General features: G+C 67.5%; 22 protein-coding genes and 4 pseudogenes. 15 read left to right on the top strand and 11 right to left on the bottom strand.

Going from position 1 to position 24,693, the window contains the following annotated elements; translation table 11 throughout:
- Position 1: 1 nt before the first annotated feature.
- Both ACLIVD_RS01170 and ACLIVD_RS01165 read left to right on the top strand, forming a co-directional pair.
- Complete coding sequence (locus tag ACLIVD_RS01170) at positions 2 to 1,186, top strand: Gfo/Idh/MocA family protein (RefSeq protein ID WP_491931805.1); 1,185 nt, start codon at positions 2 to 4, stop codon at positions 1,184 to 1,186.
- Between the two features lies 1 nt (position 1,187).
- Positions 1,188 to 2,189 carry a Gfo/Idh/MocA family protein gene (locus ACLIVD_RS01165; RefSeq protein WP_491931804.1) on the top strand — a complete coding sequence of 334 codons (1,002 nt, stop codon included), beginning with the start codon at positions 1,188 to 1,190 and terminating at the stop codon, positions 2,187 to 2,189.
- 6 nt (positions 2,190 to 2,195) lie between these two features.
- On the opposite strand, the gene ACLIVD_RS01160 is transcribed toward ACLIVD_RS01165, so the two are convergent.
- Positions 2,196 to 2,867 carry a nucleoside/nucleotide kinase family protein gene (locus ACLIVD_RS01160; RefSeq protein WP_283353010.1) on the bottom strand — a complete coding sequence of 224 codons (672 nt, stop codon included), beginning with the start codon at positions 2,865 to 2,867 and terminating at the stop codon, positions 2,196 to 2,198.
- Between the two features lie 240 nt (positions 2,868 to 3,107).
- Between ACLIVD_RS01160 and ACLIVD_RS01155 the strand changes: the two are divergent.
- From ACLIVD_RS01155 to ACLIVD_RS01125, 7 genes and pseudogenes are all read left to right on the top strand, one after another.
- Positions 3,108 to 3,335, top strand: a pseudogene (locus ACLIVD_RS01155) (wax ester/triacylglycerol synthase domain-containing protein); the annotation flags it as partial.
- A pseudogene (locus ACLIVD_RS01150) lies at positions 3,313 to 3,598 on the top strand (exodeoxyribonuclease III); the annotation flags it as partial. The pseudogenes ACLIVD_RS01155 and ACLIVD_RS01150, both read left to right, overlap by 23 nt.
- Before the next feature lie 188 nt (positions 3,599 to 3,786).
- On the top strand, positions 3,787 to 4,602 hold the full coding sequence (locus tag ACLIVD_RS01145; RefSeq protein WP_491931802.1) for an IclR family transcriptional regulator: 816 nt from the start codon (positions 3,787 to 3,789) through the stop codon (positions 4,600 to 4,602).
- A gap of 48 nt (positions 4,603 to 4,650) precedes the next feature.
- Positions 4,651 to 5,445 carry a 2-keto-4-pentenoate hydratase gene (locus ACLIVD_RS01140; RefSeq protein ID WP_054246730.1) on the top strand — a complete coding sequence of 265 codons (795 nt, stop codon included), beginning with the start codon at positions 4,651 to 4,653 and terminating at the stop codon, positions 5,443 to 5,445.
- Complete coding sequence (locus ACLIVD_RS01135; protein WP_005572659.1) at positions 5,445 to 6,236, top strand: 2-keto-4-pentenoate hydratase; 792 nt, start codon at positions 5,445 to 5,447, stop codon at positions 6,234 to 6,236. The genes ACLIVD_RS01140 and ACLIVD_RS01135 overlap by 1 nt, the downstream gene beginning before the upstream one ends.
- The gene (locus ACLIVD_RS01130) at positions 6,236 to 6,472 is read left to right on the top strand and encodes a tautomerase family protein (RefSeq protein ID WP_283353013.1); all 237 of its coding nucleotides are present in this window, start codon (positions 6,236 to 6,238) and stop codon (positions 6,470 to 6,472) included. The genes ACLIVD_RS01135 and ACLIVD_RS01130 overlap by 1 nt, the downstream gene beginning before the upstream one ends.
- Before the next feature lie 90 nt (positions 6,473 to 6,562).
- Positions 6,563 to 7,831 carry an acyl-CoA dehydrogenase family protein gene (locus ACLIVD_RS01125; RefSeq protein ID WP_283353014.1) on the top strand — a complete coding sequence of 423 codons (1,269 nt, stop codon included), beginning with the start codon at positions 6,563 to 6,565 and terminating at the stop codon, positions 7,829 to 7,831.
- Positions 7,832 to 7,843: 12 nt separating this feature from the next.
- Here ACLIVD_RS01125 and ACLIVD_RS01120 read toward each other — a convergent pair whose 3' ends face one another.
- Positions 7,844 to 8,866: an AraC family transcriptional regulator gene (locus tag ACLIVD_RS01120; protein ID WP_283353015.1), complete on the bottom strand. Its 1,023-nt coding sequence runs from the start codon at positions 8,864 to 8,866 to the stop codon at positions 7,844 to 7,846.
- A 124-nt stretch (positions 8,867 to 8,990) separates the two neighbouring features.
- On the opposite strand from ACLIVD_RS01120, the gene ACLIVD_RS01115 reads away from it, so the two are divergent.
- The 3 genes from ACLIVD_RS01115 to ACLIVD_RS01105 are packed head-to-tail and all read left to right on the top strand — an operon-like array spanning position 8,991 to position 11,596.
- Entirely contained in the window at positions 8,991 to 10,205 is a 1,215-nt protein-coding gene (locus ACLIVD_RS01115) for a cytochrome P450 (protein WP_491931801.1), read from the top strand.
- 3 nt (positions 10,206 to 10,208) lie between these two features.
- A complete protein-coding gene (locus ACLIVD_RS01110) occupies positions 10,209 to 11,237 on the top strand; it encodes an NADH:ubiquinone reductase (Na(+)-transporting) subunit F (protein ID WP_491931799.1) in 1,029 nt (342 codons plus the stop codon).
- Positions 11,234 to 11,596 (top strand): EthD family reductase, encoded by a 363-nt coding sequence (locus ACLIVD_RS01105; RefSeq protein WP_491931798.1) that lies wholly within the window; start codon positions 11,234 to 11,236, stop codon positions 11,594 to 11,596. Before ACLIVD_RS01110 ends, ACLIVD_RS01105 begins: the two co-directional genes overlap by 4 nt.
- 22 nt (positions 11,597 to 11,618) lie before the next feature.
- Here ACLIVD_RS01105 and ACLIVD_RS01100 read toward each other — a convergent pair whose 3' ends face one another.
- Complete coding sequence (locus tag ACLIVD_RS01100; RefSeq protein WP_491931797.1) at positions 11,619 to 12,626, bottom strand: AraC-like ligand-binding domain-containing protein; 1,008 nt, start codon at positions 12,624 to 12,626, stop codon at positions 11,619 to 11,621.
- A gap of 165 nt (positions 12,627 to 12,791) precedes the next feature.
- On the opposite strand from ACLIVD_RS01100, the gene ACLIVD_RS01095 reads away from it, so the two are divergent.
- Entirely contained in the window at positions 12,792 to 14,354 is a 1,563-nt protein-coding gene (locus tag ACLIVD_RS01095; protein WP_005572668.1) for a 4-hydroxyphenylacetate 3-hydroxylase family protein, read from the top strand.
- Between the two features lie 27 nt (positions 14,355 to 14,381).
- The gene (nphA, locus tag ACLIVD_RS01090; RefSeq protein WP_005572670.1) at positions 14,382 to 14,912 is read left to right on the top strand and encodes an NADH-dependent flavin reductase; all 531 of its coding nucleotides are present in this window, start codon (positions 14,382 to 14,384) and stop codon (positions 14,910 to 14,912) included.
- Between the two features lie 68 nt (positions 14,913 to 14,980).
- Here nphA and ACLIVD_RS01085 read toward each other — a convergent pair whose 3' ends face one another.
- The 5 genes from ACLIVD_RS01085 to ACLIVD_RS01065 form a co-directional block, all read right to left on the bottom strand.
- Positions 14,981 to 15,400 (bottom strand): tautomerase family protein, encoded by a 420-nt coding sequence (locus ACLIVD_RS01085; protein WP_491931796.1) that lies wholly within the window; start codon positions 15,398 to 15,400, stop codon positions 14,981 to 14,983.
- A 26-nt stretch (positions 15,401 to 15,426) separates the two neighbouring features.
- Positions 15,427 to 16,179, bottom strand: a complete 753-nt coding sequence (locus ACLIVD_RS01080) for an SDR family NAD(P)-dependent oxidoreductase (protein ID WP_283353022.1) — start codon at positions 16,177 to 16,179, stop codon at positions 15,427 to 15,429.
- 77 nt (positions 16,180 to 16,256) lie between these two features.
- Positions 16,257 to 17,735, bottom strand: coding sequence for an aldehyde dehydrogenase (locus ACLIVD_RS01075; protein WP_491931795.1), 1,479 nt, complete (start codon positions 17,733 to 17,735; stop codon positions 16,257 to 16,259).
- 15 nt (positions 17,736 to 17,750) lie between these two features.
- A complete protein-coding gene (gene dmpG, locus ACLIVD_RS01070) occupies positions 17,751 to 18,782 on the bottom strand; it encodes a 4-hydroxy-2-oxovalerate aldolase (RefSeq protein WP_283353024.1) in 1,032 nt (343 codons plus the stop codon).
- Entirely contained in the window at positions 18,779 to 19,657 is an 879-nt protein-coding gene (locus ACLIVD_RS01065; protein WP_283335704.1) for an acetaldehyde dehydrogenase (acetylating), read from the bottom strand. Before ACLIVD_RS01065 ends, dmpG begins: the two co-directional genes overlap by 4 nt.
- A 222-nt stretch (positions 19,658 to 19,879) precedes the next feature.
- Here ACLIVD_RS01065 and ACLIVD_RS01060 point away from each other — a divergent pair.
- Positions 19,880 to 20,962: pseudogene (locus ACLIVD_RS01060) on the top strand (VOC family protein).
- Between the two features lie 90 nt (positions 20,963 to 21,052).
- Here ACLIVD_RS01060 and ACLIVD_RS01055 read toward each other — a convergent pair.
- From ACLIVD_RS01055 to ACLIVD_RS01045, 3 genes and pseudogenes are all read right to left on the bottom strand, one after another.
- Positions 21,053 to 22,393 (bottom strand): annotated as a pseudogene (locus ACLIVD_RS01055) (lipase family protein).
- Positions 22,394 to 22,395: 2 nt separating this feature from the next.
- On the bottom strand, positions 22,396 to 23,985 hold the full coding sequence (locus ACLIVD_RS01050; RefSeq protein WP_491931794.1) for a GMC oxidoreductase: 1,590 nt from the start codon (positions 23,983 to 23,985) through the stop codon (positions 22,396 to 22,398).
- Positions 23,986 to 24,114: 129 nt separating this feature from the next.
- Positions 24,115 to 24,666, bottom strand: a complete 552-nt coding sequence (locus ACLIVD_RS01045; protein WP_491931793.1) for a TetR/AcrR family transcriptional regulator — start codon at positions 24,664 to 24,666, stop codon at positions 24,115 to 24,117.
- Positions 24,667 to 24,693: the final 27 nt, after the last annotated feature.

The raw sequence follows: 24,693 nt of genomic DNA, 5'->3' as shown, positions 1-24,693 counted from the left end.
GTTGAGCAAGCAAGGGAGCCTGCGCCTGGTCGCGGGCATGGTCGGCGGCGGGCAGGGCGCCGACATCGGCAAGACCCACCGCTACGCGATGCGCCTCGACGACCGATACGACCTGCACGCGGGGGTCTTCGGGCGAGACGGCGCATCGTCGGCGCGGATCGCCGAGAGTCTCGGTGTGCCGGCAGATCGCACCTATCGCGACTACCGGGAGATGGCGGAACGGGAATCCGCCCGCGAGGACGGCGTCGACGTGGTCGCCGTGACCACGCCGAACGACAGCCACTTCGTCATCGCGCGCACGTTCCTGGAGGCGGGCATCTCGGTGGTGTGCGAAAAGCCCCTCACGCCCGACTCGGCGTCGGCTGCGGAACTGGTCGCGATCGCCGAGTCGTCCGGTGCGATTCTCGCCGTCCCGCACTGCTATTCGGCGTATGCGATGGTCCGGCACGCGGCCCGGATGGTGCGCGACGGCGACCTCGGCCGGATCCGATTCGCCGCGGTCGAGCACGCGTCCGGTTGGGCCGCGGCACCCGTCGAACTCGGCGAGCACCGGCAGGCACGCTGGCGCACCGACCCCGGCGTCGCGGGATTCCCCAGCGTCGTCGGCGATCTCGGCACCCACGCCTTCCACCTCCTGCGGTACATCACCGGACTCGAAGCCACCAGGGTGTCGGCCGAACTGGACACCCTCGTCCCCGGGCGGCGGGTGTTCGACAACGCCACCGTTCGCCTCACCCTCTCCAACGGGGCACCCGCGACACTGTGGGCGAGCATGGCCGCCACCGGCAACGAGCACGGCCTGCGCATCCGGGTGTTCGGCGACACCGCGAGCATCGAATGGCGGCACGAGGACCCCCAGCACCTGACGGTGCGCGACCTCGACGGTGGCACGACGATCCTCGCGCAGGGGATGCGCACGCTGTCCGAGGACGCCGGCCGGCTCACCCGTCCCGGCCTGGGACATCCCGAAGGCTTCCTCGAGGCGTTCGCGAACTTCTACCGTGATCTCGCGGACGAACTCCGCGCCCGCCGCGACGACACCCCCACCACCGTCCGCGATCTGTCCTTCCCCACCGGACGCGACGGGCTGATCGGCGTGCAGTTCGTCGAGGCGACGGCCGCCTCGCACGCCGCCGACTCCGCCTGGGTCGTTCCCGCTTTCGCACTCGACAGGGTCGGTATCTGACATGCAGTGTTTCGCCCTCATCGGAGCCGGATTCATCGGTGGAGTGCACGGCGCCAACCTCGCCGCGCACCCCGACGTCGATCTGGCCCTCGTCTTCGACATCGACCTCGCTCGCGCGACGGACCTCGCCAAGTGGCACGGCAGCCGTGCGACGACCGATCTCGCGGAAGTCTTCGACCCCACGGCAATCGACGCCGTCTTCATCGCGTCGTCCACCGACACCCACGGCGAGCACCTTCGCGCCGCGGCGACGGCGGGGATCCCGGCCCTGTGCGAGAAACCGATCGACCTCGATCTCGCGCGCGCCGTCGACATCGTGCGCTTCGCCGAGACCCGATCGCTGCCGGCGATGGTCGATTTCAACCGCCGCTTCGACCGCGACTACGCCGAACTGCAGCGGGTGGTCACGTCCGGTGAGATCGGTTCGGTCGAGCTGATCCAGATGACCAGCCGCGGTCCGGCGATGCCGCCGCTCGAGTACGTCGCGGTCTCGGGTGGGCAGATGCGTGACCAGACCGTCCACTTCTTCGACCTGGCCCGGTGGATCTCCGGGCTCGACCCCGAGTCCGTCTTCGCGACCGGTTCCACGCTCGCCGAACCCCGCCTCGCCGAGTACGGCGACGTCGACACGTCGGCAGTCACCCTGCGTCTGCCCGGCGGCGCGCTCGTCCAGATCGACTGCACCCGGCGGATCGGCTACGGCTACGACGAACGCATCGAGGTGCTCGGTTCGACCGGCATGGTCGAAGCGCGTCGCCAGCGCGCCGGATCCGTCTCCCGTTACAGCGCCGGCCGCGTCGTCGACGACGGCTTGCACGCGGGATGGTTCGAACGGATCAGAGGCAGCTACCGCACCGCGCTCGACCACTTCGTCGACGCGCTGGAAAACGGTGCCGCCATCGGCCCGACCCTGGCGGAGGCGCTGAAGGCGCAGGCGATCGCCGAAGCCGCGACGCGCTCACTCACCAGCGGCCGGATGGAACCGATCGAGTACCCGGCCTGAACCCGGTCACACCGGGTCACCGAGCACGACGACGTCGGCGCGGGCGCGGCCGGGCGCGACCAACGCGGTGTTGCGTTCGTCGCTGCGCCGCACCCACTCTCGCGCATCGTCGGGCGACTTGCCGAACCGGATGTGCCGCTCGACGAGCCGGGTGACGCGCTCCTCGTCGTCCGGCGCGAGGAACCATGCCTCATCGAGCAGGTCACGCACCCTCGCCCACGGCTGCTCGTCGAGGAGCAGGTAGTTGCCCTCGGTGATCACCAGCGGCACGTCCGGCGGGACGGCGATCGACCCGGCGTAGGACTCCTCGACGTCGCGGTGGAACTCCGGGGCGTACACCGTCTCGCCGCCGGGTTCACGCAGCCGGCGCAGCAGCGCCACGTAGCCGGCGGCGTCGAACGTGTCGGGTGCGCCCTTGCGGCCGGCCCGGCCGAGGCGGACCAGTTCCGCACCCGCCAGGTGGAATCCGTCCATCGGCACCACCACCGCGGAGGGTCCCAGCGCCGCGAGCACTGCCGCGGCAACGGTGCTCTTGCCTGAGCCGGGAGGTCCGGCGATACCGAGAATCCGGCGCGTGCCCGGCTCGGTCAGCGCCCGGGCGCGCGCAATCAGTCCCGGCAGTCCACCCTCATACCGCACCGGACCGCCAGTCGTGCCCATTGCGTGCTCGTCGTCCATAGGCAGACCGTAGCTCAGCCGACGTGGACCTCGGTGCCCTCCGCCTGTCGCCCGTCGCCCAATGTCACCGCCGGCCAATCAGATTGAACTGTTGTGACATGGGGCGCGCGGCACGGGCCTCACGTCCACGCCAGCCGTCAAGCACTCGCGGCCGGGTTGGACAACTGACCTGCTCCGTCGGGCTCGATTCACCCAGTTTTCTACCGGTTGTTTCTGCTCGGCGAATCCCGCGAGCATCCGATGCACGTCGGCGGCCTGGCGGTCTTCAACCCACCGGACGGGGCGCCCGCGGCCGACATGCGCGCGATGTTCGACACGGCCCTGGCCGGCAACCAGGTCGCCCCACCTTTCCGTAAGCGGGCCCGCCGTTCGGTCACCTCGCTCGGCCGGTGGGGATGGAACCACCTCCCGCACGACGAGGTGGATCTCGAGCACCACGTGCGCCGCGAAGGGTTGCCTTCCGGAGGAGCGTGAGTGGTTCGACTCCATCCTGTCGCCGCGCACTCTCGTCGACGTGGTCCGGCAGCACCATCCTGGCGTCGACGGTCCGTACTCGTGGTGGTCGTGGCTGGGGCAGTTGATCGGTGAACGACACCGGGTGGGGCATCGACTACCATCTCGCGACGCCGCGCCTGGCACAGGCTGCGGTCGCGGCCGGCACCGATCGGGAGCCCGCGGCCGACCGGCGGATGAGTGATCACGCTTCGGTCGTCGTGGACTACGACCCCTGATCGGGGAGATTCCCGGGGTTCGGGAATCCGGCTATCGCCCCATCGCGGGTGGTGCGCGTGCAGTCATCCATTCATGCGCTGGTGGTCATGGTGTGGTGGCCGCGTTCTTCCTAGTGTTTCAGATCACAGACGCTCAGCGAGGTGCACGTTCGCTTCCCGCGGAGCCGTGGGAAGAAAGGACGGACACCGTGGCGACACTGCAGACGGTCCAGAAGATCGGGCCGGTGCTGGACCTGTTCACCGCAGCGCAACCGGAATGGGGGGTCTCCGAGGTCGCCGCTGCCATCGACGTCCCCCGATCGAGTGCACACGCCTTGCTGTCGAGTCTCGTCGACACCGGACTGCTCCAGTGCCGCACGCGTGGTCGCTACCGGATCGGGTGGCGGGTGATCGAACTCGGCGAAACCCTGCGGGGCACCGTCGACGTGCGGTCCTGCGCCGCGCCGGTCATCGAGAACCTCGTCGAGCGGTTCGGCGAAACCAGTCACCTCGCGGTGATGGAACGGTGGCACGTGCTGTACGTCGACAAGGTGGTCGGTACGCACAACATCACCGTGCAGGGTGCACGCGTCGGCGCCCGTCTCGAAGCACATTGCACAGCGGTGGGCAAGGTCCTCCTGGCGAGCCTCGAGGAGAACGAACTGCACCGGTACCTGGCCGGTCGCCAGTTGCGCAGGCACACGCCGTCGACGATCACAAATGCCGGGGCGCTGCTCGACGCGTTGTCGGTGGCGCGGTCTGCCGGCCACGCCTACGACCTCGGTGAAGCCGTCTCGGAGGTCCACTGCGTCGCCGCGCCGGTGCGTGACGACATGGGTTCCGTGGTGGCCGCGGTGAGCATGAGCATCCCGGTCAGCCGTTTCGTGCCCCGCCGCGTCGAGTTCACCCGTGCCGTCATGGCGGCAGCCCGCGACGTCTCGCACGCGGTCGCGAACACGAACCACGCCACACCCACCACGACCAGGGACGTTCCCGAATCGGGCCGGCCGGCGCTGGCCTCCTGACGTCCCGTCACCCGAAGTCCGAACCGAATGACACAGAGCAGAGGTGCCATGGATACCGTCGCACGTAAGGCCGCCGACCGGTTGCTGGAGGTGTACCGGACGGGCGAACCGATCGACCCGCTGACCCCGGAGCATCCCGACGCGTCGATCGAACTCGCTTATCGCATTCAGCAAGTGCAGGTCGAGGAGTGGACGCTCGGCGGCGACGTCGTCAAGGGGCACAAGGTGGGCCTCGCGTCGCGGGCCATTCAGCGGCAGATGGGGGTGAACCAACCCGACTTCGGACATCTGACCGCGAGCATGTTCCATCTCGAGCACCAGCCCATACCGGCGGGGCGGTTCCTCCAGCCGCGGATCGAGCCCGAGATCGCGTTCGTGCTGGGCCGGCCTCTGTCCGGACCGGGTGTCACCGTCGCCGAGGCGGTCCGGGCGGTCGACTTCGTCCTTCCCGCACTGGAGATCGTCGACTCGCGGATCCGGGACTGGAAGATCGGCATCTTCGACACCATCGCCGACAACGCGTCGTCGGGCGGCGTCATCCTGGGCAGCCGACCGGTCGCGCTCGACGCGGTGGACCTGCGACTGGCGGGGTGCACCCTCCACATCGGCGGTGAACTCGTCGCGACCGGCGCGGGCGGTGCCGTTCTCGGCTCGCCGCTCAACGCGCTCGTGTGGCTGGCGAACACTGTCGGCCCGATGGGCGTGACACTCGAACCGGGCCATGTCGTGCTTCCCGGCTCGATGACCAAGGCATTTCCGGTGAATCCGGGCGATTCGATCGTCGCGCAGATCAGCGGGCTCGGCAGTGTGACGGCCGTCCTCGGCACCAAGGAGGAACAGTGATGGGTACCGACGCATGGAGCGCAGCACTCGTGGCGGAGCGACTTTTACAGGCGGAAGATCGTGCCACGGCCCAGACGTCCATCAAAGCTGAGTGGGAGAGCCTCGACCTCGCAACGGCCTACGCCGCGCAGGACATCGCCCTCGGCATCCGGGTGGCGCGCGGTGAGAAGGTCACCGGCGTGAAACTGGGGGTCACCTCGAAGGCCAAGCAACGTCAGGTCGGTGTCGACGCACCGTCGACCGCGTGGCTGACCGACCGGATGATCCTCCCGATCGGGGAGACCGTGCCCCGCGACCGCCTGATCCACGCGCGGGCCGAACCGGAGATCGCGTTCGTCATGGGACGCCGACTCGAAGGTCCGGGCATCAGCGCAGCGACCGCCTTGGCCGCCGTGGATCACGTCGTGGGCGCGATCGAGATCATCGACAGCCGGTTCTCGGGCTACAAGTTCTCGATGATGGACGCGGTCGCCGACAACAACTCGTCCGGACGCTACGTCACCGGGCCGATCAGCCGGCGGCCCGAAGATCTCGACCTTGCGCTCGAGGCGTGCCTGCTCGAGGTCGACGGCGAAATCGTCGATTCCGCGACCGGTGCTGCGGTACACGGACATCCGGCCGAAGCGCTGGCGTTCGCCGCCAACACGCTCGCCGAACGGGGCCACGCCATCGAGGCCGGCTGGGTGGTGCTCACGGGAGGGATGACCGACGCGGTGCCGGTGGAGCCGGGCGCGCGGATTGCGGCGCACTTCACGAATCTGGGCACGATCACCGTGGCGGGAGGTCGCTGATGCCGATCATCGAGGTCACCATCGCCGAGGGCCGCAGCCCCGAGGAACTGCGCCAGCTGATCCACGAGCTCACCCACGCCGCTCACCGGGCGGTGGGGACGCCCGTCGCGAACGTCCGTGTGATCCTGCGCGAGACACCGAAGACGCACTTCGCGGCCGGCGACGTCACGCTCGCCGAGCGGGAGGAAGCGGCGAACATCCGGGTATCCGGAACGGCCGCCGACGTCGGCACCTGAGGAGTCGGGCATTGCGATTCGACGTCGACGCGAAAACCAGACCCGGGTTACACAGGGAAGGCACGCATGCCGTCCGTCTCAGGAGATCCGATGCCCCCGAACAGTCCCGTCACCCTCGTCGCGGAGGCAGCGCCCGCCTCGCCCGCCGTCGCGCGCATGTCCGACGAGTTGTATCACGACCTGTTGTCCCCGAACGAGGTTCGCGACCTTCGTCTGCGGGTGCGCGACTTCGCCACCCGGGCGATCGAGCCCGTCGCGCATCGCATCGCCGGCGGCGACGAGCGGCTCGACGGCTTCCCACGTGACGCGTTCGAATCGATGGCGGCGGAGGGACTGTTCCGGATCCCGTTCCCGTCCGACGTCGGCGGCGACGGTCTGTCGCATCGCGCCACCGCGACCGCAGTCGCGGTGGAGGAATTGGCGTATTACTCCAACAGCGTCGCGGCCATCTACGACGTGCACTGCATCCTGGCGGGCACCGCGCTCGACCAGGGCACCGACGAGCAGCGACGCCGCTGGCTGCGGCCCCTCGTCGAGGGGGAGATCGTGGGTGCCTTCGCGACCAGCGAACCGGGTGCGTCCAGCGACCTGTCCCCCGACGCCGTGTCCACCGAAGCGACCCCGGACGGTGACGGCTGGATCCTCCGCGGTCGGAAACGGTGGATCACCAACTCAGTCGTCGCCTGTGTGGTGGTGGTGCTCGCACGCACCGGTGACGACCTCACGACCTTCATCGTGCCCACCAACGCGTCGGGCGTCACGATCGGAACCCCCGACCGAAAACTGGGGAACCGCGGGCAGATCACCGCCGATGTCAATCTCGACGACGTCCGCCTCGGGCCGGATTCGGTGCTCGGACGGGTCGGGGGTGGACTGCGCATCGCGCTGCAGACCCTCACCTACGGACGCATCGGGATCGGTGCCGCGGGCGTCGGCATGGCGCAGGCCGCATTCGATCGGACTGTCGCCCATCTGAAGTCGCGGCACGCCTTCGGGGGTTCGCTCGCCTCGAAACAGCACTGGCAGTTCGTGATGGCCGACTACGCCGCGGATCTGGAGTCCGCCCGCAGCCTGTATCTCAAAGCGGCAGTGCGGCTCGACGCCGGCGAGCGATTCCCCGAACCCGAGGCGGCGATGGCGAAACTGCGGGGCACGGACCTGGCCGCGCGGATCGCCCGAGATGCCGTGCAGGCCTTCGGCGGACTCGGCTTCGTCCGGTCGCTCGGCGCCGACGACACCGAGGGTCCGGTGGAGGCCATCTACCGCGACAGCAAGATCGGCGAGATCTACGAGGGAGCCAACGAGATCCAACGGTGGGTGCTGGCGCGTCAGATCTTCGGGCGCGACCACACCGGTTAGAGCGAAGAAAACCTAACGGTCCGTACGTGAATCGCCTTTCCCGTTGTGCTGTTCACGGAAATGCGCGGGGCTGACGCCGAACCGCTTGCGGAATGCGCGGCTGAAGTGTGAGACGTCGCGGAAACCGACACGGTCGCTGATCTCGGCGACGGTCGAGTCGGTGTCGAGGAGCTGCCCTCGGGCGCGGTCGAGGCGCAATTGGTACAGCCATGTGCGTGGGGTGGTGCCGGTCAAGCTGAACAGTTTGTGGATGTAGCGCAGGGACATTCCGAGTTCGACACCGATCTCGGCCGTCGAGTGGTCGGGGTCGTGCAGGTACCGCGTCATCGTCTGCTGCACCGTCCGGAGGTCGTCGTGGTGGACCCGTTTCGTCGCGGTCAGGGGGCGCGCCTGCTCGGTGAGGGCAGAGGTGAGCAGATCGACCGCGGACGCGGCCACCGATGCCGAAGACCCCACCGACAACCGGGCGTCGGTCGTTGCTATGTCGACGAGAAAACGGGAGACGAGGCCGCCCATCCCGGTCTGCCCGGAGATCCCCAGCCCGGCGACGCCCTCCATGGCCTCGGCGGAAAGCCGGGAGATCAATAGTTGGCGGGGTGCACGCAGGACGACCTGCTCGAATTCCGTCCGGCCGTCCACGACGAAGGGTGCGGCCGAGTCGAGGATCCCGAATGCTCCCTGCTCGAGGGTCGCACTCCGCGAATGCTGCTGGAGGGTGGCCGTCCCCCGAATGATCAGACACAGCAGGTAGTCGTCGTTGGGGTCGGACCGGATCATCTCGGGCGTGCGCACGACCGTGTGCGGGTCTGCGTGCACCACACTCACGGTCAGGTCCCCGAAGGGCCGCACCGTCAATTCCGCGGCGAACCGGGCGTGTCTGTCGGGCCAGTCGACGTCCATCTCGCAGTAGGTGGAGTCGAGGGTGTCCGCCCAGCGCACTCGCCCTTCGGTCGACTCCAGCTCGCGCGTACTCAGCACCATCGACGCGGCGCTGTCGGTGCAGGCGGAGTCATCCTTCTGTGCACTGTCGGTCATGTTCGATCGCACCTCCGCCTCCTAGTGTTCCAGATCACAGGCACTCCCCGCGCGGACGATCCCCGAAAGGCTCCGGGCCGCGCCCACTTCGAATCTTGCGAACGACTTCAGAGGAGACAGCGTCATGACCACCAGCACCACGTGGATCGAATCGATCACCATGGAGGAACTCGACCGCGATCCGAACCCGATCTACGACCGGCTCCGGCGCGAGGCCCCGATTGCGTTCGTGCCCGCGGTAGGGATGCACGTCGTGTCGTCGCGCGACCTCTGCCTGCAGATCGCGCAGGATTCCGAGACCTGGTCCACGGTGATCGCGCCCTCGGGTGGACGAACCTTCGGGAAAGGTACCGTACTCGCCGCCAACGGTGAACAGCACGAGAAAATTCGCGAATGGATCGATCCCCAATTGCGGCCCAGTGCAGTGGACTCCTATGTAGAAGCGCTGGTCCGGCCGCAGGCGCGCAGCCTCCTGGAAGGGATCGAGGATCTGGGTGCCGCAGACATCCAGGAGGCCTACTTCGCGCCGATCAGTGTGCGTTCGGTTGGGGACCTGATGGGTCTCACCGAAATCCCTTCGGAGACATTGGTGCGCTGGTTCCAGACGCTGGCGCAGTCGTACGGGAACGCGGAAGTCGACGAGAACGGAAACTTCGCCAATCCCGGGCCGTTCGAGGCCGGTGACCAGGTGAAGGCCGAGATCGTCGCCGCTGTCGGCCCGATGCTCGACCGCTGGACCGAACATCCCGACCACACCCTGATCTCGCACTGGCTGCACGACGGGACGCCCGACGGCCAGGTCCGCGACCGGTCCGAGATCTACCCGAACATCTACGTGTTCCTGCTCGGCGCCCTTCAGGAGCCCGGGCACGTCATGACGACCACCCTGGCAGGGCTATTCCAGCATCCCGACCAGCTCGAACGCGTCATCGACGACCCCACCCTCATTCCGCGCGCCGTCAACGAGGGCGCGCGCTGGGTGGCCCCGATCTGGAGTGCCGCGGTGAAGGTCGCGGGCCGCGATGTCACCATCGGCGGCATCGACCTGCCGACGGGAACACCGGTCATGCTGGCATACGGTTCGGCCAATCGAGACGAGTCCGTCTGGGAGAACGCGGAGGCCTACGAGATCGACCGGCCCATCATGCCGCATCTGGCGTTCGGAGCGGGAAACCATGCTTGCGCCGGAACGTATCTCGGTACCGCGATCGTGCGGATCGCACTCGAGGAGCTGTTCGAGACGATCCCGAACATCGAGCCCGATCCCGACCGCGCCCCGCAGTTCTGGGGATGGACGTTCCGCGGACCGCAGGGCCTGCACGTCACCTGGGAGGTCTGACCGATGGACCGTATGGTGACGGTGTCGGGGCAGGACGGGGCGTTCCCGGTCGCACCCGGCACGTCGGTCCTGGAAGCCGCATTGCGGGCGAATCGCTGGCTTCCGCACGCCTGTTCACAGGGGACCTGTGGCACGTGCAAGATCCGGGTTCTCTCCGGGGAGGTCGACCACGGCGCCGCCGAGGAGACCATCCTCTCCGCCGACGAACGCTCGTCGGGACTCGCGCTGGCCTGCCAGTCGAAACCGCACGGAGACCTGACCATCGCCCCCGTGAACGACGCCGACCCCGGCCGGCCGATGCACCCCCTCCGCGACTACATAGGCACAGTACGGGAACTGTCCGACATCGCTCGGCAGACCCGCAGGCTCGTCGTCGAACTCGACGAGCCGATGGAGTTCGACGCCGGTCAGTACGCCGAACTGATCGTGCCGGGCTCCGGTGTCGCGCGCCAGTATTCGATGGCGAACCCGCCGTCCGAGCAACGGCTGCTCGAGTTCCACGTCCGGAATACGGCGGGCGGCCTCGCCACCGAGGGCTGGATCTTCGACTCACTCGCGGTGGGTGACCGCATCGATCTGCGTGGACCGCTCGGCCAGTTCGGTGTCGTCGAAGCCCGGGAGGAGCCGGCCATCCTGATCGGCGGAGGCACCGGGCTCGCACCGCTCAAATCGATTGTCCGGCATGCACTGGACCACGATCTGCTACCGGCGATTCACCTCTACCACGGTGGTCGCCGGGAAGCCGACCTCTACGACGTCGAGTGCTTCCGCGCGATGGAGGCGACCGATTCCCGATTCCACTATCACCCGGTCCTCAGTGAGGAGAACTGGGACGGGGCAACGGGAATGGTCACCGACGCCGTGCTGGATGACTTCGCCAGTTGCCGTGGCCACAGCGCATACCTGTGCGGACCGCCCGCGATGGTCGCCGCCGCCGTCAAGGCCTTGAAACGCCGCCGCATGTCGCCGCGGTTGATCTTCAAGGAGGAGTTCACCGTGAACACTCCGCGGCCGGCGGCCGAGGCCGTGTGATCCCACTGTCCCCCAACCCGACCTACGACGTCGAGAACAGGAATTTCATGTACCGAGTGAGCATCATTTACAACCCGCCGACCGACCCGGCGGAATTCGACGAGTACTACGCCACAAAACACCTGCCGCTGGTCCGGCAGGTGCCCGGGGTCGTCCAATTCGCCGCCGGCAAGTGTGAGACCCTCGACGGCACTACTCCCGCGGCATACGCGCTCGCCGAGTTGTTCTTCGACTCCAAGGATGCCGCCGCGCAGGCTCTGTCGTCACCGGCTGGGCAGACGGCCGCCGGAGATCTCGCGAACTTCGCCACCGGTGGTGTCACGATGCTCTTCAGCAACGAGGACACCGTTCTTCCCTGACCGTACTTGTTGGCGCAGCGCATCACGAACCTCTGCGCGCGTGCTCCTTCCGGTACAGGCCGGGGCTCGAGCCGAAGGTGCTGCGGAACAACCGGCTGAAATGGGACACGTCGCGGAAGCCGGCGCACTCGCTGACGTCGGCGACGGACAGATCCGTGGTGAGCAGGTACTTTCGCGCAGCCTCGAGGCGGGCCTGGTACAGCCAGGCCCGCGTCGTGGTGCCCTCCGCATTGAACAGCTTGTGCACGGTGCGCAGCGACATACCCGCTGCCGCGGCGATGTCCGACAGCGTGATGTCGGCGTCGTGGAGATTCTGTTCGATCACCCGCTGAACCCGCGTGAGGCCCTCCGTGCGGTGCAGGTCTGCAGCGCTGGTCGCCAACAGGCCCTCGGTCAGGGCCGTGGCAAGCATGTCGACGGCGGAGGATGCGAACGACACGGCAGCACCTTGCGACATCGGCGCGTCCATGTCCGCGATATCGACGAACAACCGACCGACCAGTCCGCCAGCCCCGGTGTCGCCGTGAATCGAGCGCGCCGTGCCGTGTTCGACGATTCGTCCCGGAAGGCGCGACGTGAGCACCTCGCGGGGGGATCGAACCACGACCTGTCGGAACGGGGCGGGTGAGTGGAACACGAACGGTGCGGCGCAGTCGAGGAGCGCGAAGGAACCCGGCTCCACCACCGTGGCCCGGCCGGACTGCCGGACCTCCACGCTTCCGTCCGTGACGAGGCAGACCAAATACCCCTCCCCCGAATCGGACTGGATCATCGCCGGCGATCGGACGACGGTGTGCGCGTCGGCCCGGATCGTGCTGACATGCAGATCACCGAACGGTCGCCCGCCCCACTCCGCGTCGAAGTGACGCCGAGGCTCCGGCCACGCCACGTCCGTCTCGCAGTAGAGCCGCTCCAGCGTGCTCGCCCACTGCATACGGCCCTCCCCGGTATCGAGCTCCCGTGTTCGCAGAGAGACGATCGCGGGCACGTCGGTGCGCGCGGAGTCATTCGATTGTTCGCGCTCAGCCATGTTCCACCACACCTCCGCCTAATAGTGTTCCAGATCACAGGAACGTGGCGTTCGGGTCAATATACCCCACCCCGTCGAGTACGACACCGACAGCGGTGACCGAGGCGCGCCGACGTCCTCGCCTTCCGAAACAGGTTCCTGCCCAACGAGACCAGGAGTGACTCCATGACCACATCAGCATTCGTCGACGATCGCGTCGGAGTTCCGAACGACGTCCGGCCCATGACGGGCGACGAGTACCTCGAGTCGCTGCGCGACGGCCGCGAGGTCTACTTCCGCGGGGAGCGCGTCGACGACGTCACCACCCATCCGGCTTTCCGTAACTCGGCGCGGTCGGTGGCGCGGATGTACGACGCACTGCACCAGCCGGAGGCGAAGGGCGTGCTGGCGGTGCCCACCGATACCGGAAACGGCGGCTTCACGCACCCCTTCTTCAAGACCGCTCGTAGTGCGGACGACCTGGTGCTCGCCCGTGACGCGATCGTGGCCTGGCAGCGTGAGGTGTACGGCTGGCTGGGCCGGTCGCCCGACTACAAGGCCTCGTTCCTCGGCACGCTGGGAGCCAACGCCGACTTCTACGGCCCGTACCGCGACAACGCCCTGCGCTGGTACAAGCACGCGCAGGAGCGGATGCTCTACCTCAACCACGCCATCGTCAATCCGCCGATCGACCGCGACAAGCCGGCCGACGAAACCGCCGACGTGTGCGTGCACGTCGTCGAGGAGACCGATGCGGGTCTGATCGTGTCCGGCGCGAAGGTCGTCGCGACGGGATCGGCGATCACCAACGCGAACTTCATCGCCCACTACGGACTGCCGCTGCGCAAGAAGGAATACGGCCTGATCTTCACGGTGCCGATGGATTCGCCAGGACTGAAGTTGTTCTGCCGCACCTCCTACGAGATGAACGCTGCGGTGATGGGCACGCCGTTCGACTATCCGTTGTCGAGCAGGTTCGACGAGAACGACGCGATCATGGTGTTCGACCGGGTGCTGGTGCCGTGGGAGAACGTCTTCGCCTACGACACCGACACCGCGAACGGCTTCGTCATGAAGTCGGGATTTCTCTCCCGCTTCATGTTCCACGGATGCGCTCGGCTCGCGGTGAAGCTCGACTTCATCGCCGGCTGTGTGATGAAGGGTGTGGAAATGACCGGCTCCGCGGGATTCCGCGGTGTGCAGATGCAGATCGGGGAGATCCTCAACTGGCGCGACATGTTCTGGGGGCTGTCCGACGCGATGGCCAAGTCACCCGAACAGTGGGTGAACGGCGCCGTCCAGCCGAACCTGAACTACGGCCTCGCCTATCGCACCTTCATGGGTGTGGGGTATCCGCGGGTCAAGGAGATCATCCAGCAGGTGCTGGGCAGCGGGCTGATCTACCTGAACTCCCATGCGAGCGACTGGGCGAACCCGGCCATGCGTCCCTACCTCGACCAGTATGTCCGCGGATCGAACGGCGTCGCCGCGATCGACCGCGTCCAGTTGCTCAAGTTGCTGTGGGACGCCGTCGGCACCGAGTTCGGTGGGCGGCACGAACTCTACGAGCGCAATTACGGCGGCGATCACGAGGCCGTCCGCTTCCAGACGTTGTTCGCCTACCAGGCGACCGGACAGGATCTGGCGCTCAAGGGATTCGCCGAACAGTGCATGTCCGAGTACGACGTGGACGGCTGGACCCGGCCCGACCTGATCGGCAACGACGATCTGAGGATCGTTCGGGGCTGAGTGGAACCGACGACGAGGAGCGCAGCCATGACCGAGACAGTGGGCGAACTCGATCCCGAGGTGACGCCGCTACACCTGCGGAAGGCGCTGGGGCGGTTCGCCAGCGGTGTCACCATCGTGACCACCGCCGAATGCGAAGACGAGGACTCGGTGCACGGGATGACCGCCAATGCGTTCACCTCGGTGTCGCTGGACCCACCGCTGGTGCTCGTGTCCATCTCCACACGCGCGAAGATGGACACGAAGATCAGAGAGACCGGGACGTACGGCGTTTCGATTCTCGCCGGAGACCAGGAACCTGTGTCGTTGCACTTCGCGGGCGCGGCACACGAACCGGATCGGGTTCGGTTCGTGTGGCGCAGGGGCGTGCCTCTCCTCGAAGGCGCTCTGGTGCATCTCGCGTGCACCGTGGTCGCCTCGCACCCCGCGGGCGACCACACGCTGCACGTGGGCCGGGTCGAGCAACTCTGGTACGACGACGGGCACCCGCTCGTCTTCTACACCGGCAGTTTCCGGTCGCTGGAACTCCTCGGGCGCGACGAGCCCTGGGGGTTCTGAACCGAGTGCCGACGGCTGGCGCGGCCGCGACGAATGTCGCGGCCGCCCATACGTATGTGTGGTGCAGCTCAGGGCACAGCCTGGGCACGAGCCGCGATCTCACCGGCACGAGTGGTGGCGGCCGCGGTCCCCGCGATCGCCCAGTTCGCCGGGTCGACTTCGATGATCTGTCCGCGCACGAGCGCACGCTGCGCACCGAGGATGTCGACGATCAGATCGGTGAACCGCGCCGCAAGTTCCTGACGTTGCGAGGCGGGGCGTCCGGCGAGCACGATCGCCGTGAAATAGGGCGCAGCGGGCGCGCCGTCTGTAACGGTGGTTCCCGCGACAGCGACATCGTCGGGCCGGTATCGCACGATGAACGCCCTTACGCGGTCAATCGGTGAGTCGAGAACCTCGGAGTAGCACCGACTCGCGGCGGTGAGCAGTTCTCGGTGCTGCTCGGCGGTGTAGGCGCCGTCGACGAGGTGGAAGTGGGCGACAGGCATAGGTGACAATCCTTTTCGGGAGTTGGTCAGTGGATTCCGTGGCGGGTTCCGGCATCGACGTTGATCACCGAGCCGTGCAGCACCGCGGCCTCCGGAGCGAGCAGGGTCTCGACCATCCAGCCGATCTCCTGGAGCGTCGGCAGCCGACCGAGGCTGGTCTTGGCGCGGTAGCGGTTCCAGATCTTCTCCGGATCCTGCCCGGTTTCGGCGGATTCGGTTTCGACGAAGGCACGCAGCCTCGGAGTGTCCACCGGTCCGGGAGCGATCGTGTGGGTGGTGACACCCTTCGGCCCGTAGAGGGCACTGAGTTGGCGCATGAGGTTGAAGACCGCCGCGTTCGCCGTGCCGGGCGCCGCATCGAGCGGACCCGGTTCGAGACCGAGGGAGCCGGCGATGGTGACGAAGCGGGAGCCGTCGACGAGATGGTCGCGGACGGCGTGCAGGAGGCGGACGAGTCCGCCCACCTTGATGTTCGTCGCCAGGGCCAGGTCGCCCGGTGGAATCGTGTCGACGGAACCCCGCACCGGGAGGCCGGCGGCGAACAGCGCCATCCGAACGGGCGAGTCGATACACGCAGAGATCGTGTCGATTGCAGTGTCGTCGGCGATGTCGGCGACGCACGGCGTGATCAGGTCGTCGGAGATCGCGAGCTTCTCGAGTTCGTCGCCTCTGCGGGCGACGGCCAGCACTCGCAGCCCGCGGCGGGCCAGTCGCAGGGTGATTTCGGTGCCCATCGCACCGGTCGCACCGACGACGACACAAAGGTCGGGTGTAGTCACAGCACAGTTCTCCTCGGTTCGGAAAGACGAAGGCCGGGACGGTGGGTACCGCCCCGGCCGCTGGTGGACGAGTTCGATCAACTCCGCAGGCGGATGGTGACCGCTCGGGGCTCGGTGAAGAATTCGCGGGAGTACTGGCCGCCCTCGCGTCCGAGGCCGCTGCTGCCTTCGCCACCGAACGGCAGTCGGAGGTCGCGCTTGAAGAAGGTGTTGATCCACACCGTGCCGGCCTTCCACCGTGCGGCCATGCGGTGCGCACGGTTGAGGTTGTCGGTGAACAGAATCCCTGCCAACCCGTATGGCGAGTCGTTCGCGATGCGCAACGCCTCGTCCTCGGTGTCGAACCCGAGGACGGTCTCGACGGGCCCGAAGATCTCCTCACGCGCGGTGCGCGAGTCGTTGGTGAGCCCGGTGATCACCGTGGGCGGGTAGTAGAAGCCTTTCGCCCGCGCATCGTCGGTGAGCCGCGACCCACCGGTGACGACCTTGCCGCCCTCCTCCTGGGCCAGTTCGACGTAGCCGTGCACCTTCTCGAGGTGTCTTTGCTCGATCAGCGGGCCGAGGAAATTCGACGGGTCTTTCGGGTCGCCGACGGTGAGTTTCTTCGCCTCCTCGGTGAACCGGTCGAGGAATTCGTCCATGATCGAGTTCTGCACCAGCAGGCGGGAGCCGGACAGGCACACCTGCCCGTTGCCGCCGAAGATCGCCCGGATCGCCATCGGAACAGCGACGTCGAGGTCGGCGTCGTCGAAGACGATGTTCGCGGACTTGCCGCCCATCTCCGCCGAGACCGGGGTGTGGTTCACCGCGGCGGCCTGGAGGATCCGCACGCCGGTGGCGCTCGAACCGGTGAACGTGATCCGGTCGACCCTCGGGTCCGCGGTGAGCGGACCGGCGACGGCCTCGCCCCCGAATCCGTGGACCACGTTGAGTACGCCTTCGGGAAGGCCGGCCTCGAGGGCGAGTTGCGCGAACCGGTGCGCGGTGAGCGGCGTCTGCGGTGCGGGTTTGAGAACGGTGGTGTTGCCGAAGGCCAATGCGGGGGCGATCTTCCACGTCGCGAGCATCAGCGGCGCGTTCCACGGGCTGATCGCCGACACCACCCCGGCGGGTGGGTACAAAACGTAGGAGAGCAGGTCGCCGTCCTGGTAGGCCTCGTTGGCGGCCATCGACACATAGTCGGCGAAGAACCGCAGATTGTGTGCCACCCGCGGGATCTCGGCGTGCAGGGACTGGTTGATGCTCTTGCCGCCGTCACGGGTCTCGATCAGCGCGAGTTCCTCACGGTGTTCGTCGACCTTGTCGGCTACTGCGTGCAGGATCTTCGCACGCTCCTTCGGCGACATCCGCGGCCACGGACCGTCATCGAATGCGGTGCGGGCTGCGGTGATCGCGGCCTCGCCGTCGTCGGCGGTTCCGCGGGGGACCGTCCCGAGCAGTGAACCGTCGTGCGGATCACGGGTTTCGAAGGTCGCCCCGTCCGAGGCGGCCACCCAGTCGCCACCGATGAGGTGACGAACCTCGGTCGCCCCGGTTACGGATTCCGTCGTGGTCATGGTGCTCCTTGCCTGTCAGACCCCGGCCGGGGCCGGGGTCTCGTAGGTGCGGCCTGCGAGTTCGGAGGCGACGTCGATGATCATGTCTTCCTGACCACCGATGACACCGCGACGGCCGAGTTCCATGAGGATGTCGCGGGCGGGCACCCCGAACTTCTTCGCGGCCCGCTTGGTGGGGTGGAAGAACGTGGAGTACACACCGGCGTAGCCGAGGACCAGTGCGGTCTCGTCGACGATCTGCGGTTCCTTCATCAGCGGTGCGACGATGTGTTCGGCGGTGTCGATGAGCGGGAAAAGGTCGACCCCGGTGTCCCAGCCGGCGCGTTCGAACGCGGCGGCGAGGACCTCGGTCTGCGCGTTGCCGGCGCTGGCGCCGAGACCGCGCAGGGACCCGTCGATGAACGTGGCCCCGTTCTCCGCGGCGGTCAGCGCGTTGGCGATCCCGACACCGAGGTTGTTGTGGGCGTGGAACCCGATGTCCGCGGTGATCGCCTGCCGCAGAGCGGCGACCCGGTCCCCGGCGTGCCGGGGAACCATGGCACCGGCGGAGTCGACGACGTAGACGACGTCGGCACCATAGGAGTCGAGTTTGGCGGCCTGCTCGGCCAGCGGCTCGGGCTCGAGCTTGTGGCTCATCATCAGGAACGTCATCACCGTCAGCCCCTGCTCCTTGGCCCACTCGACCGGCTGCTGCCCGCAGTCGGCCTCGGTGCAGTGCACCGCGATGCGGACGGTCTTGATGCCGGCGTCGATGGCCTTCTGCAGTTCGGCGAGCGTCGCGATGCCGGGCACGTAGAGGGCGGCGATGTCGGCGTTCTCGACGGCCTCGACGGCGGCGCGGACGTAGTCCGGGTCGGTGGCGGCGGCGAACCCGTACTGGATGGACGAGGCGCCGAGACCGATGCCGTGCGCGACCTCGATGGTCGACACTCCGGCCTTGTCGAGCCCGCGGGCGATGTCGGCCACGTTCTGCGGGGTGAACTGGTGCGAGACGGAGGACATGCCGTCGCGCAGGGTGGTGTCGACGATCGTGACTTTCTTACTCACTGTGCTGCTCCCTGGACGAGGTTCTGCTGGGCCATGACGTCGGCGACCTGGACGGCGGCGGCGGTGATGATGTCGAGGTTGCCGGCGTAGGTGGGCAGGTAGTCGCCGGCGCCGACGACCTCGAGCATGACGGTGACCAGGTCGCCGTCGACGTCGACCAGACGCAGCGAGTAGCCGGGGACGTACCGCTGGACCTTGGCGACCATGTCGACCACGGCGCGTTCGATGGCGGCCGGGTCGGGGTTGCGGACCTTGGCGTAGACGGTGTCGCGCATGTTCATCGGCGGCTCGGCCGGGTTGATCACCGAGATCGCCTTGGCATGGTCGGCGCCGGCCACCTGGGCGAGGGCCTTCCCGGTCTTTTCGCTGAATTCGCTGAGGTTCTGCCGGGTGCCGGGGCCGGCACTGTGGGAGGCGATGGCGGCGACGATCTCGCCGTAGGAGGCGTCGGCGACCTCGTTGATGGCGTAGAGGATCGGAATGGTGGCCTGGCCGGCGCAGCTGACCATGTTCACGTTGGGTGCGCTCAGGTGCGCGTCGAGGTTGACCGCGGGGACGACGTACGGGCCGACCGAGGCCGGGGTGAGGTCGATGGCGGTGATTCCGGCGTCGGCGTAGCGCGGCGCCGCGGCGGCGTGGATCTTCGCCGACGTCGCCTCGAACACGAAGTCCGGCAGTTCCGGTTGGGCCAGGAGCCAGTCGAGTCCGCCGGCGGAGGCTTCGAGGCCCTCCTGGCGGGCCCGGGCCAATCCCTCGCTGTCGGGGTCGATGCCCACCATGCACACGGGTTCGACGTGCTCGGACCGCAGCAGCTTGTACATCAGATCCGTACCGATGTTCCCGGATCCGACGATCGCGGCTTTCAATCGACTCATCTTCTAGGCCTTCCCTGGGCAGGCGGGGTGATGCGGTCGACGCTAGGAAGAATTCGCAGGTCCGGGACCGGCGATTCGGCTGTGCCGGACAGCGAGCGCCATCACGCGACCGCTGTTCGGCTATCACGAAAAGCGCTGACCGCCCCGGACCCCGTCCGCCACGCTCGTGACATCGACCACAACCGGTGCAGCAGGCCCGGACGTCGGAAACCAGGAGAAGCCATGAGTGACGCTCGTTTCGACATCGCGCACCTCGCCCGTGCCGAACTGTTCAGCCCCAAGCCGCAGGAGACGCTGGACTTCTTCACGAAGTTCCTCGGGATGTACGTGACCCACAGGGAAGGGCAGTCGGTGTACCTTCGCGGATACGAGGACCCGTATCAGTGGAGCCTGAAGATCACCGAAGCACCCGAGGCCGGGATGGGCCACGCCGCGATGCGGACGAGTTCTCCCGAAGCGCTCGAGCGACGGGCCAAGTCACTGACAGACGGCAACGTCGACGGCACGTGGAGCGAAGACCAGTTCGGGTACGGCAAGACCTTCGAGTACCAGTCACCCGACGGACACAATCTGCAGCTGTTGTGGGAAGCCGAGAAGTACGTCGCTCCCCCGGAACTGCGGAGCAAGATCCTCACCCGGCCGTCCAAGAAGCCGCTGCAGGGTATCCCCGTCAAGCGCATCGACCACCTCAACCTGATGTCGTCCGACGTGACCGCGGTGAAGGACTCCTTCGAACGGCACCTCGGATTCCGGACCACCGAGCGGGTCGTCGACGGCAACGTCGAGATCGGGGCGTGGATGAGCTCGAACGTGCTCGGTCACGAGGTCGCCTGCATGCGCGACATGACCGGCGGGCACGGCAAGCTGCACCACCTCGCGTTCTTCTACGGCACCGGGCAGCACAACATCGACGCCGTGGAGATGTTCCGCGACTACGACATTCAGATCGAAGCCGGCCCCGACAAGCACGGCATCACGCAGAGCCAGTTCCTGTACGTCTTCGAACCGGGCGGCAACCGCATCGAGCTGTTCGGCGAGGCCGGCTACCTGCACTTGGACCCGGACGCCGAGACCAAGACCTGGCAGATGTCCGACATCGACACCGGACTGGCCGTCGGAGGCGCCAAGCTGCCGTGGGAGTCGTATTTCACCTACGGCACCCCGAGCCCGCTGTCCCTGGACTAGCACATCGAAAAGTACGCCCACTTCGGGCCCGGTGCCCCCGATCCCGACGCCCTCGCGGCGGAACTCTCCGTCCCCGACGAGTTGGAGCACTCCCGCGCTGTCGCCGACGCGTCGCTCTGACACACCCTCGGTGAGCGCCAGGGTGGTCGCGGCCTCGTGCCGTGACCACCCTGGCGTCGCGTAGTCTTCGCGATCGAAGACCCACCGGTGTCAGTTCACTCTGCAGCCCTCGGCGATCGGGGTGTCGTTCAACCGGTCGACGATGTAGGACACGGCGCCGTTGGTGTCGTAGCCGTCGATGAGTTCGGGGCCGAAGTGGTTGGGGATGGTGGTGCCCGGTGCGATGGGCGGTAGGTCGTTGGTGCGGAAGGTGACCTGTGCGCCTCGGTCGCACCAGTCGGTGGCGAGTTGGCGGGCCTGCTCGTAGGGCACGGTGTCGTCGTTGCGACCGCTGGTGACGAGCACCGGGCTGCTCGGGGTGAGGGTGCCGAGGCGCTGCGCGTCGAAGACGGGGGCGGCTTCGGGGATGTCGCGTAGGTTGTCGAGCAAGGATTTGTGGTCGTTCGTGTACGTGCTGGTGCGCAGGAACGGCTGGTTGGTGATGACGTCACCGATGCACTCGGTGCTCACCGTGTTCAGCATTGCCTGGCCCTCGGGAGTGATGCGTTCGTGCAGTGGTTTCTGCAACTCGGGATGGCGTGCGACGAAGCGTTGATCGCGAACCCGATGGCACCGCCGATGAGGTTGCCGTCGATCTGGGCGAGCACGGTGAGGAGGTCGGCCGGCGGTCCGCCCGCCCAGGTGCCCTTGACGTTCAGTTCCGGGGCGTAGGAGGACTGGAGCTCCGCGGCGGCCGCGGCGGCTCCACCGCCCTGGGAGTATCCCCACAGGGCCAGTGGCGTCGTCGGATCGCTGCCGCCGAGTGCGTTCGCGGCGCGCGCGGCGTCGAGAACGGCGTGGGCTTCTTCGAGCCGGTTGACGTAGGTGTGGACTCCGGGGGGTGCCGAGGCCGATGTAGTCGGTGACGAAGACGCGCGCTCCCATCGCGCTCCACACGTTGGCCGACAGCGCTTCCTGGTTGGCGGACAACGAGAACGGGGCCGTGGTCACGTTCAGCCCTGTGGAGAACGCGTGCGACGGGGCGCACTGATCACCCTGCCCGACCGTGCCGGGCGCGATGATCACGGTCGGCCGCGTGCCGCTGCCATTCCAGGGCCGGGTGGCGTCGATGAAGGTCCCGGTGACCGCTGTCGGGGAACCGTCCTGCAGCCGCGACGTGTACATCACCCGCTGCCCGGCGCCCGGCCAGGTGCCGTCCGTTCCGGGCACCGAGGCGAACAACGGCATCGGTTCGGTGCGGATGATCGATCCCGGATCCGACGCGAATTCGGCTGGCAGAGTGCAGAAGTCGTCGCCGGGGGCGGCGTGTGCCGGATGAGCGCCGGCAGTGAGCGCGACCGCGGCGGCTATACAGCTGACGACGGCGAGGACGGCGACCCGGACAGCGTGCGGTGTGTGCGAGCGGCGAAGACGAGAAGGGGTGGTGCGCATGGTCAGATCACCGTTCCGACGTCGCGGGCGACCAGGTGGTCCAGGGCGCGTTCGGCGACCGCGGCGATGGTCATCGACGGGTTGCATGCCGCGGTGTTGCCGGGCATCAGGGCACCGTCGAGCACATACAGACCGCGCTGGCCGAGCACCCGGCCCTCGAGATCGCAGACCGAGCCCATCGATGCCCCGCCGAGCGGATGCCAGGTGGAAGGGAAGATCGAATTGGTGTCCGTGAGTATGGATCCCGGCCCGGCGATCTTCCGCACCATCGGGTCGATGCGGCCGTTCTGGATGACGGCGTCGCCTTCCTTCGGCCAGCGCAGTACCGCGTCGTCGGTGGCCGAGTCGTACACGAAACTCCCACGGCCTTCGCTGACGCCGTATCCGACGAGCATGGTGCTGCGTGCGTCGAGGGACAGTGGTGGCATCGACGCCTGGATGACCGTGACGGCGGTGGCGGGGTCGTCCCAGTTCAAACTGCCGTAGACGACCGGGCCACCCTGCGGAGCGCCGAACTCTTCTTCGAGGCTCGTCCAGACATAGATTCGGTCGGCGTTGGTTCCCCAGCCGGTTCCGAGTCCGTCCGGCAGATCCGGGATCCGGCCCGTCGCCGCCGCGCGCACCAGCAACTTGGTGGTGCCCAGGCTGCCGGCGGCCATCACCAGGGCATTCGTGGTGAGGATCTTGTTCTCGAGTACGTTGCCGGACGTATCGATTCGGTCGACGTACACGGTCCAGCGACCGTCCGGGGCGCGTTCGACATCGGTGACCTGGTGCAGGGTTTCCACCGTCACCCGGCCGGTCGCTTCCGCGGCAGCGATGTAGGTGACGTCGACCGAGTGCTTGCCGCCGTTGTTGACCCCGAGGGCGCCGTCGCCGTTGGTGTACGAAGGTTTCATCCGGCCGCGGAGTTCGTCGAGCGCGAAGTTCCAGTCGATCGGCATCGGGATCTTCGACACGGGCAGTCCCGCTCGCTGCACGTTCTGTGCGAACACCCTCGCGGCCTGGTAATTCGGGCTGTCGATCAACTCGTCGGGGGCGACGGCGAGCCGCAACATCCGCGCGACCCGCGGGTAGTGAACCCGGTCCATCGTGGCCCAGTCGAGCGCTTCGGGCAGGTGCGTGTTGAAGACGGCCTCGGCCGGTTGCAACGTCATCCCCTGGTAGACGAGGGAACCACCGCCGACGCCGGCGGCACACAGTGCGGTCATGTTGTCGCCGGGCACCGCCTCGAGCAGACCGGTGTACGGCTCCAGCGCCACCGGCTCACCGAACAGTTGCGGACTGGACCGGTACCAGAGGATGCGCTTGTCCGGGGCGGTCGCACGGGGAAAGGTGTCCGCGTCCGGCCCTGTGGGCCAGCGTATTCCACGCTCGAGCACCAGGACGGGCACGCCGGCCTCCGCGAGTCGGAGCGCCGCGACGCCGCCGCCGAACCCCGACCCGACGACGATGACCCGGTGATCTTCGCGGGTGAGCGGCACGGTAGTCCGGCGGCCTCCGGTCCCGGCCTGCGCGATGCGCGGACTCGCCAACGCGACGCCCGCGGCAGCTGCCCCGGCCAGAAAGGAGCGGCGATTGAGTGCAGACACAGATTTCCCCCAGATCACAGACGGACTCACTCGGCGAGATGTCGAAAGATCAGCGTGGAGCATTTCTCTTAGGCGAGCTCAAACTAGACACTCTGAGCGAGATGTGTCAAGAAGTGACTGTGACTGCCGTTACGAGCTGGACGGCATCGCCGGCGACAGCCAGCGGGTGAGAAACCGGCGAAGGTCGTCGTCGGCGTGAACGGCGTCGTCGTCGAAGAGGACGACCGACAGCGCCAGCCGAAGTGCGATCTCGACGATATCGTCCAGGCTCGACTCCACGCCGGGATCGCGCTCGACGAGGGGCTCGAGCAGTTCGCGCGCTACGGGTTTCGCGCGGGACATCATGCCCGTGTCGAAAACAGGGTTTCCCCGTTCCGCCTGCAGCAGGGTAGCCAGCACCGGATGCGCGCGCACCGCGGCCCGGCCCGCGACGATGAGTTCGACGACGTACTCGCATGTTGTGTCGGTCGCTTTCGAGCGGGAGTGGATCCCGCCCAGCACCTCGACGGCGAGACCGGCGATCGCCTGCGACACCAGTTCTTCGCGCGACCCGAAGTTGGAGTACACGGTCTGCCGCGTGACGCCCGCACCCTGCGCCGCCGCCGCGATGGTGACCCCCTCGAAACCGTCACTCGCGATCAAGTCGAGCGTGGCGTCCAAGATCTTCCTCCGCGACCGCATGCGATCATTATCGATCACGATCCCGAA

The sequence above is a fragment of the Rhodococcus sp. G6(2025) genome, from assembly GCF_058628105.1.
This window is presented reverse-complemented; position numbering and strand designations above follow the sequence as displayed.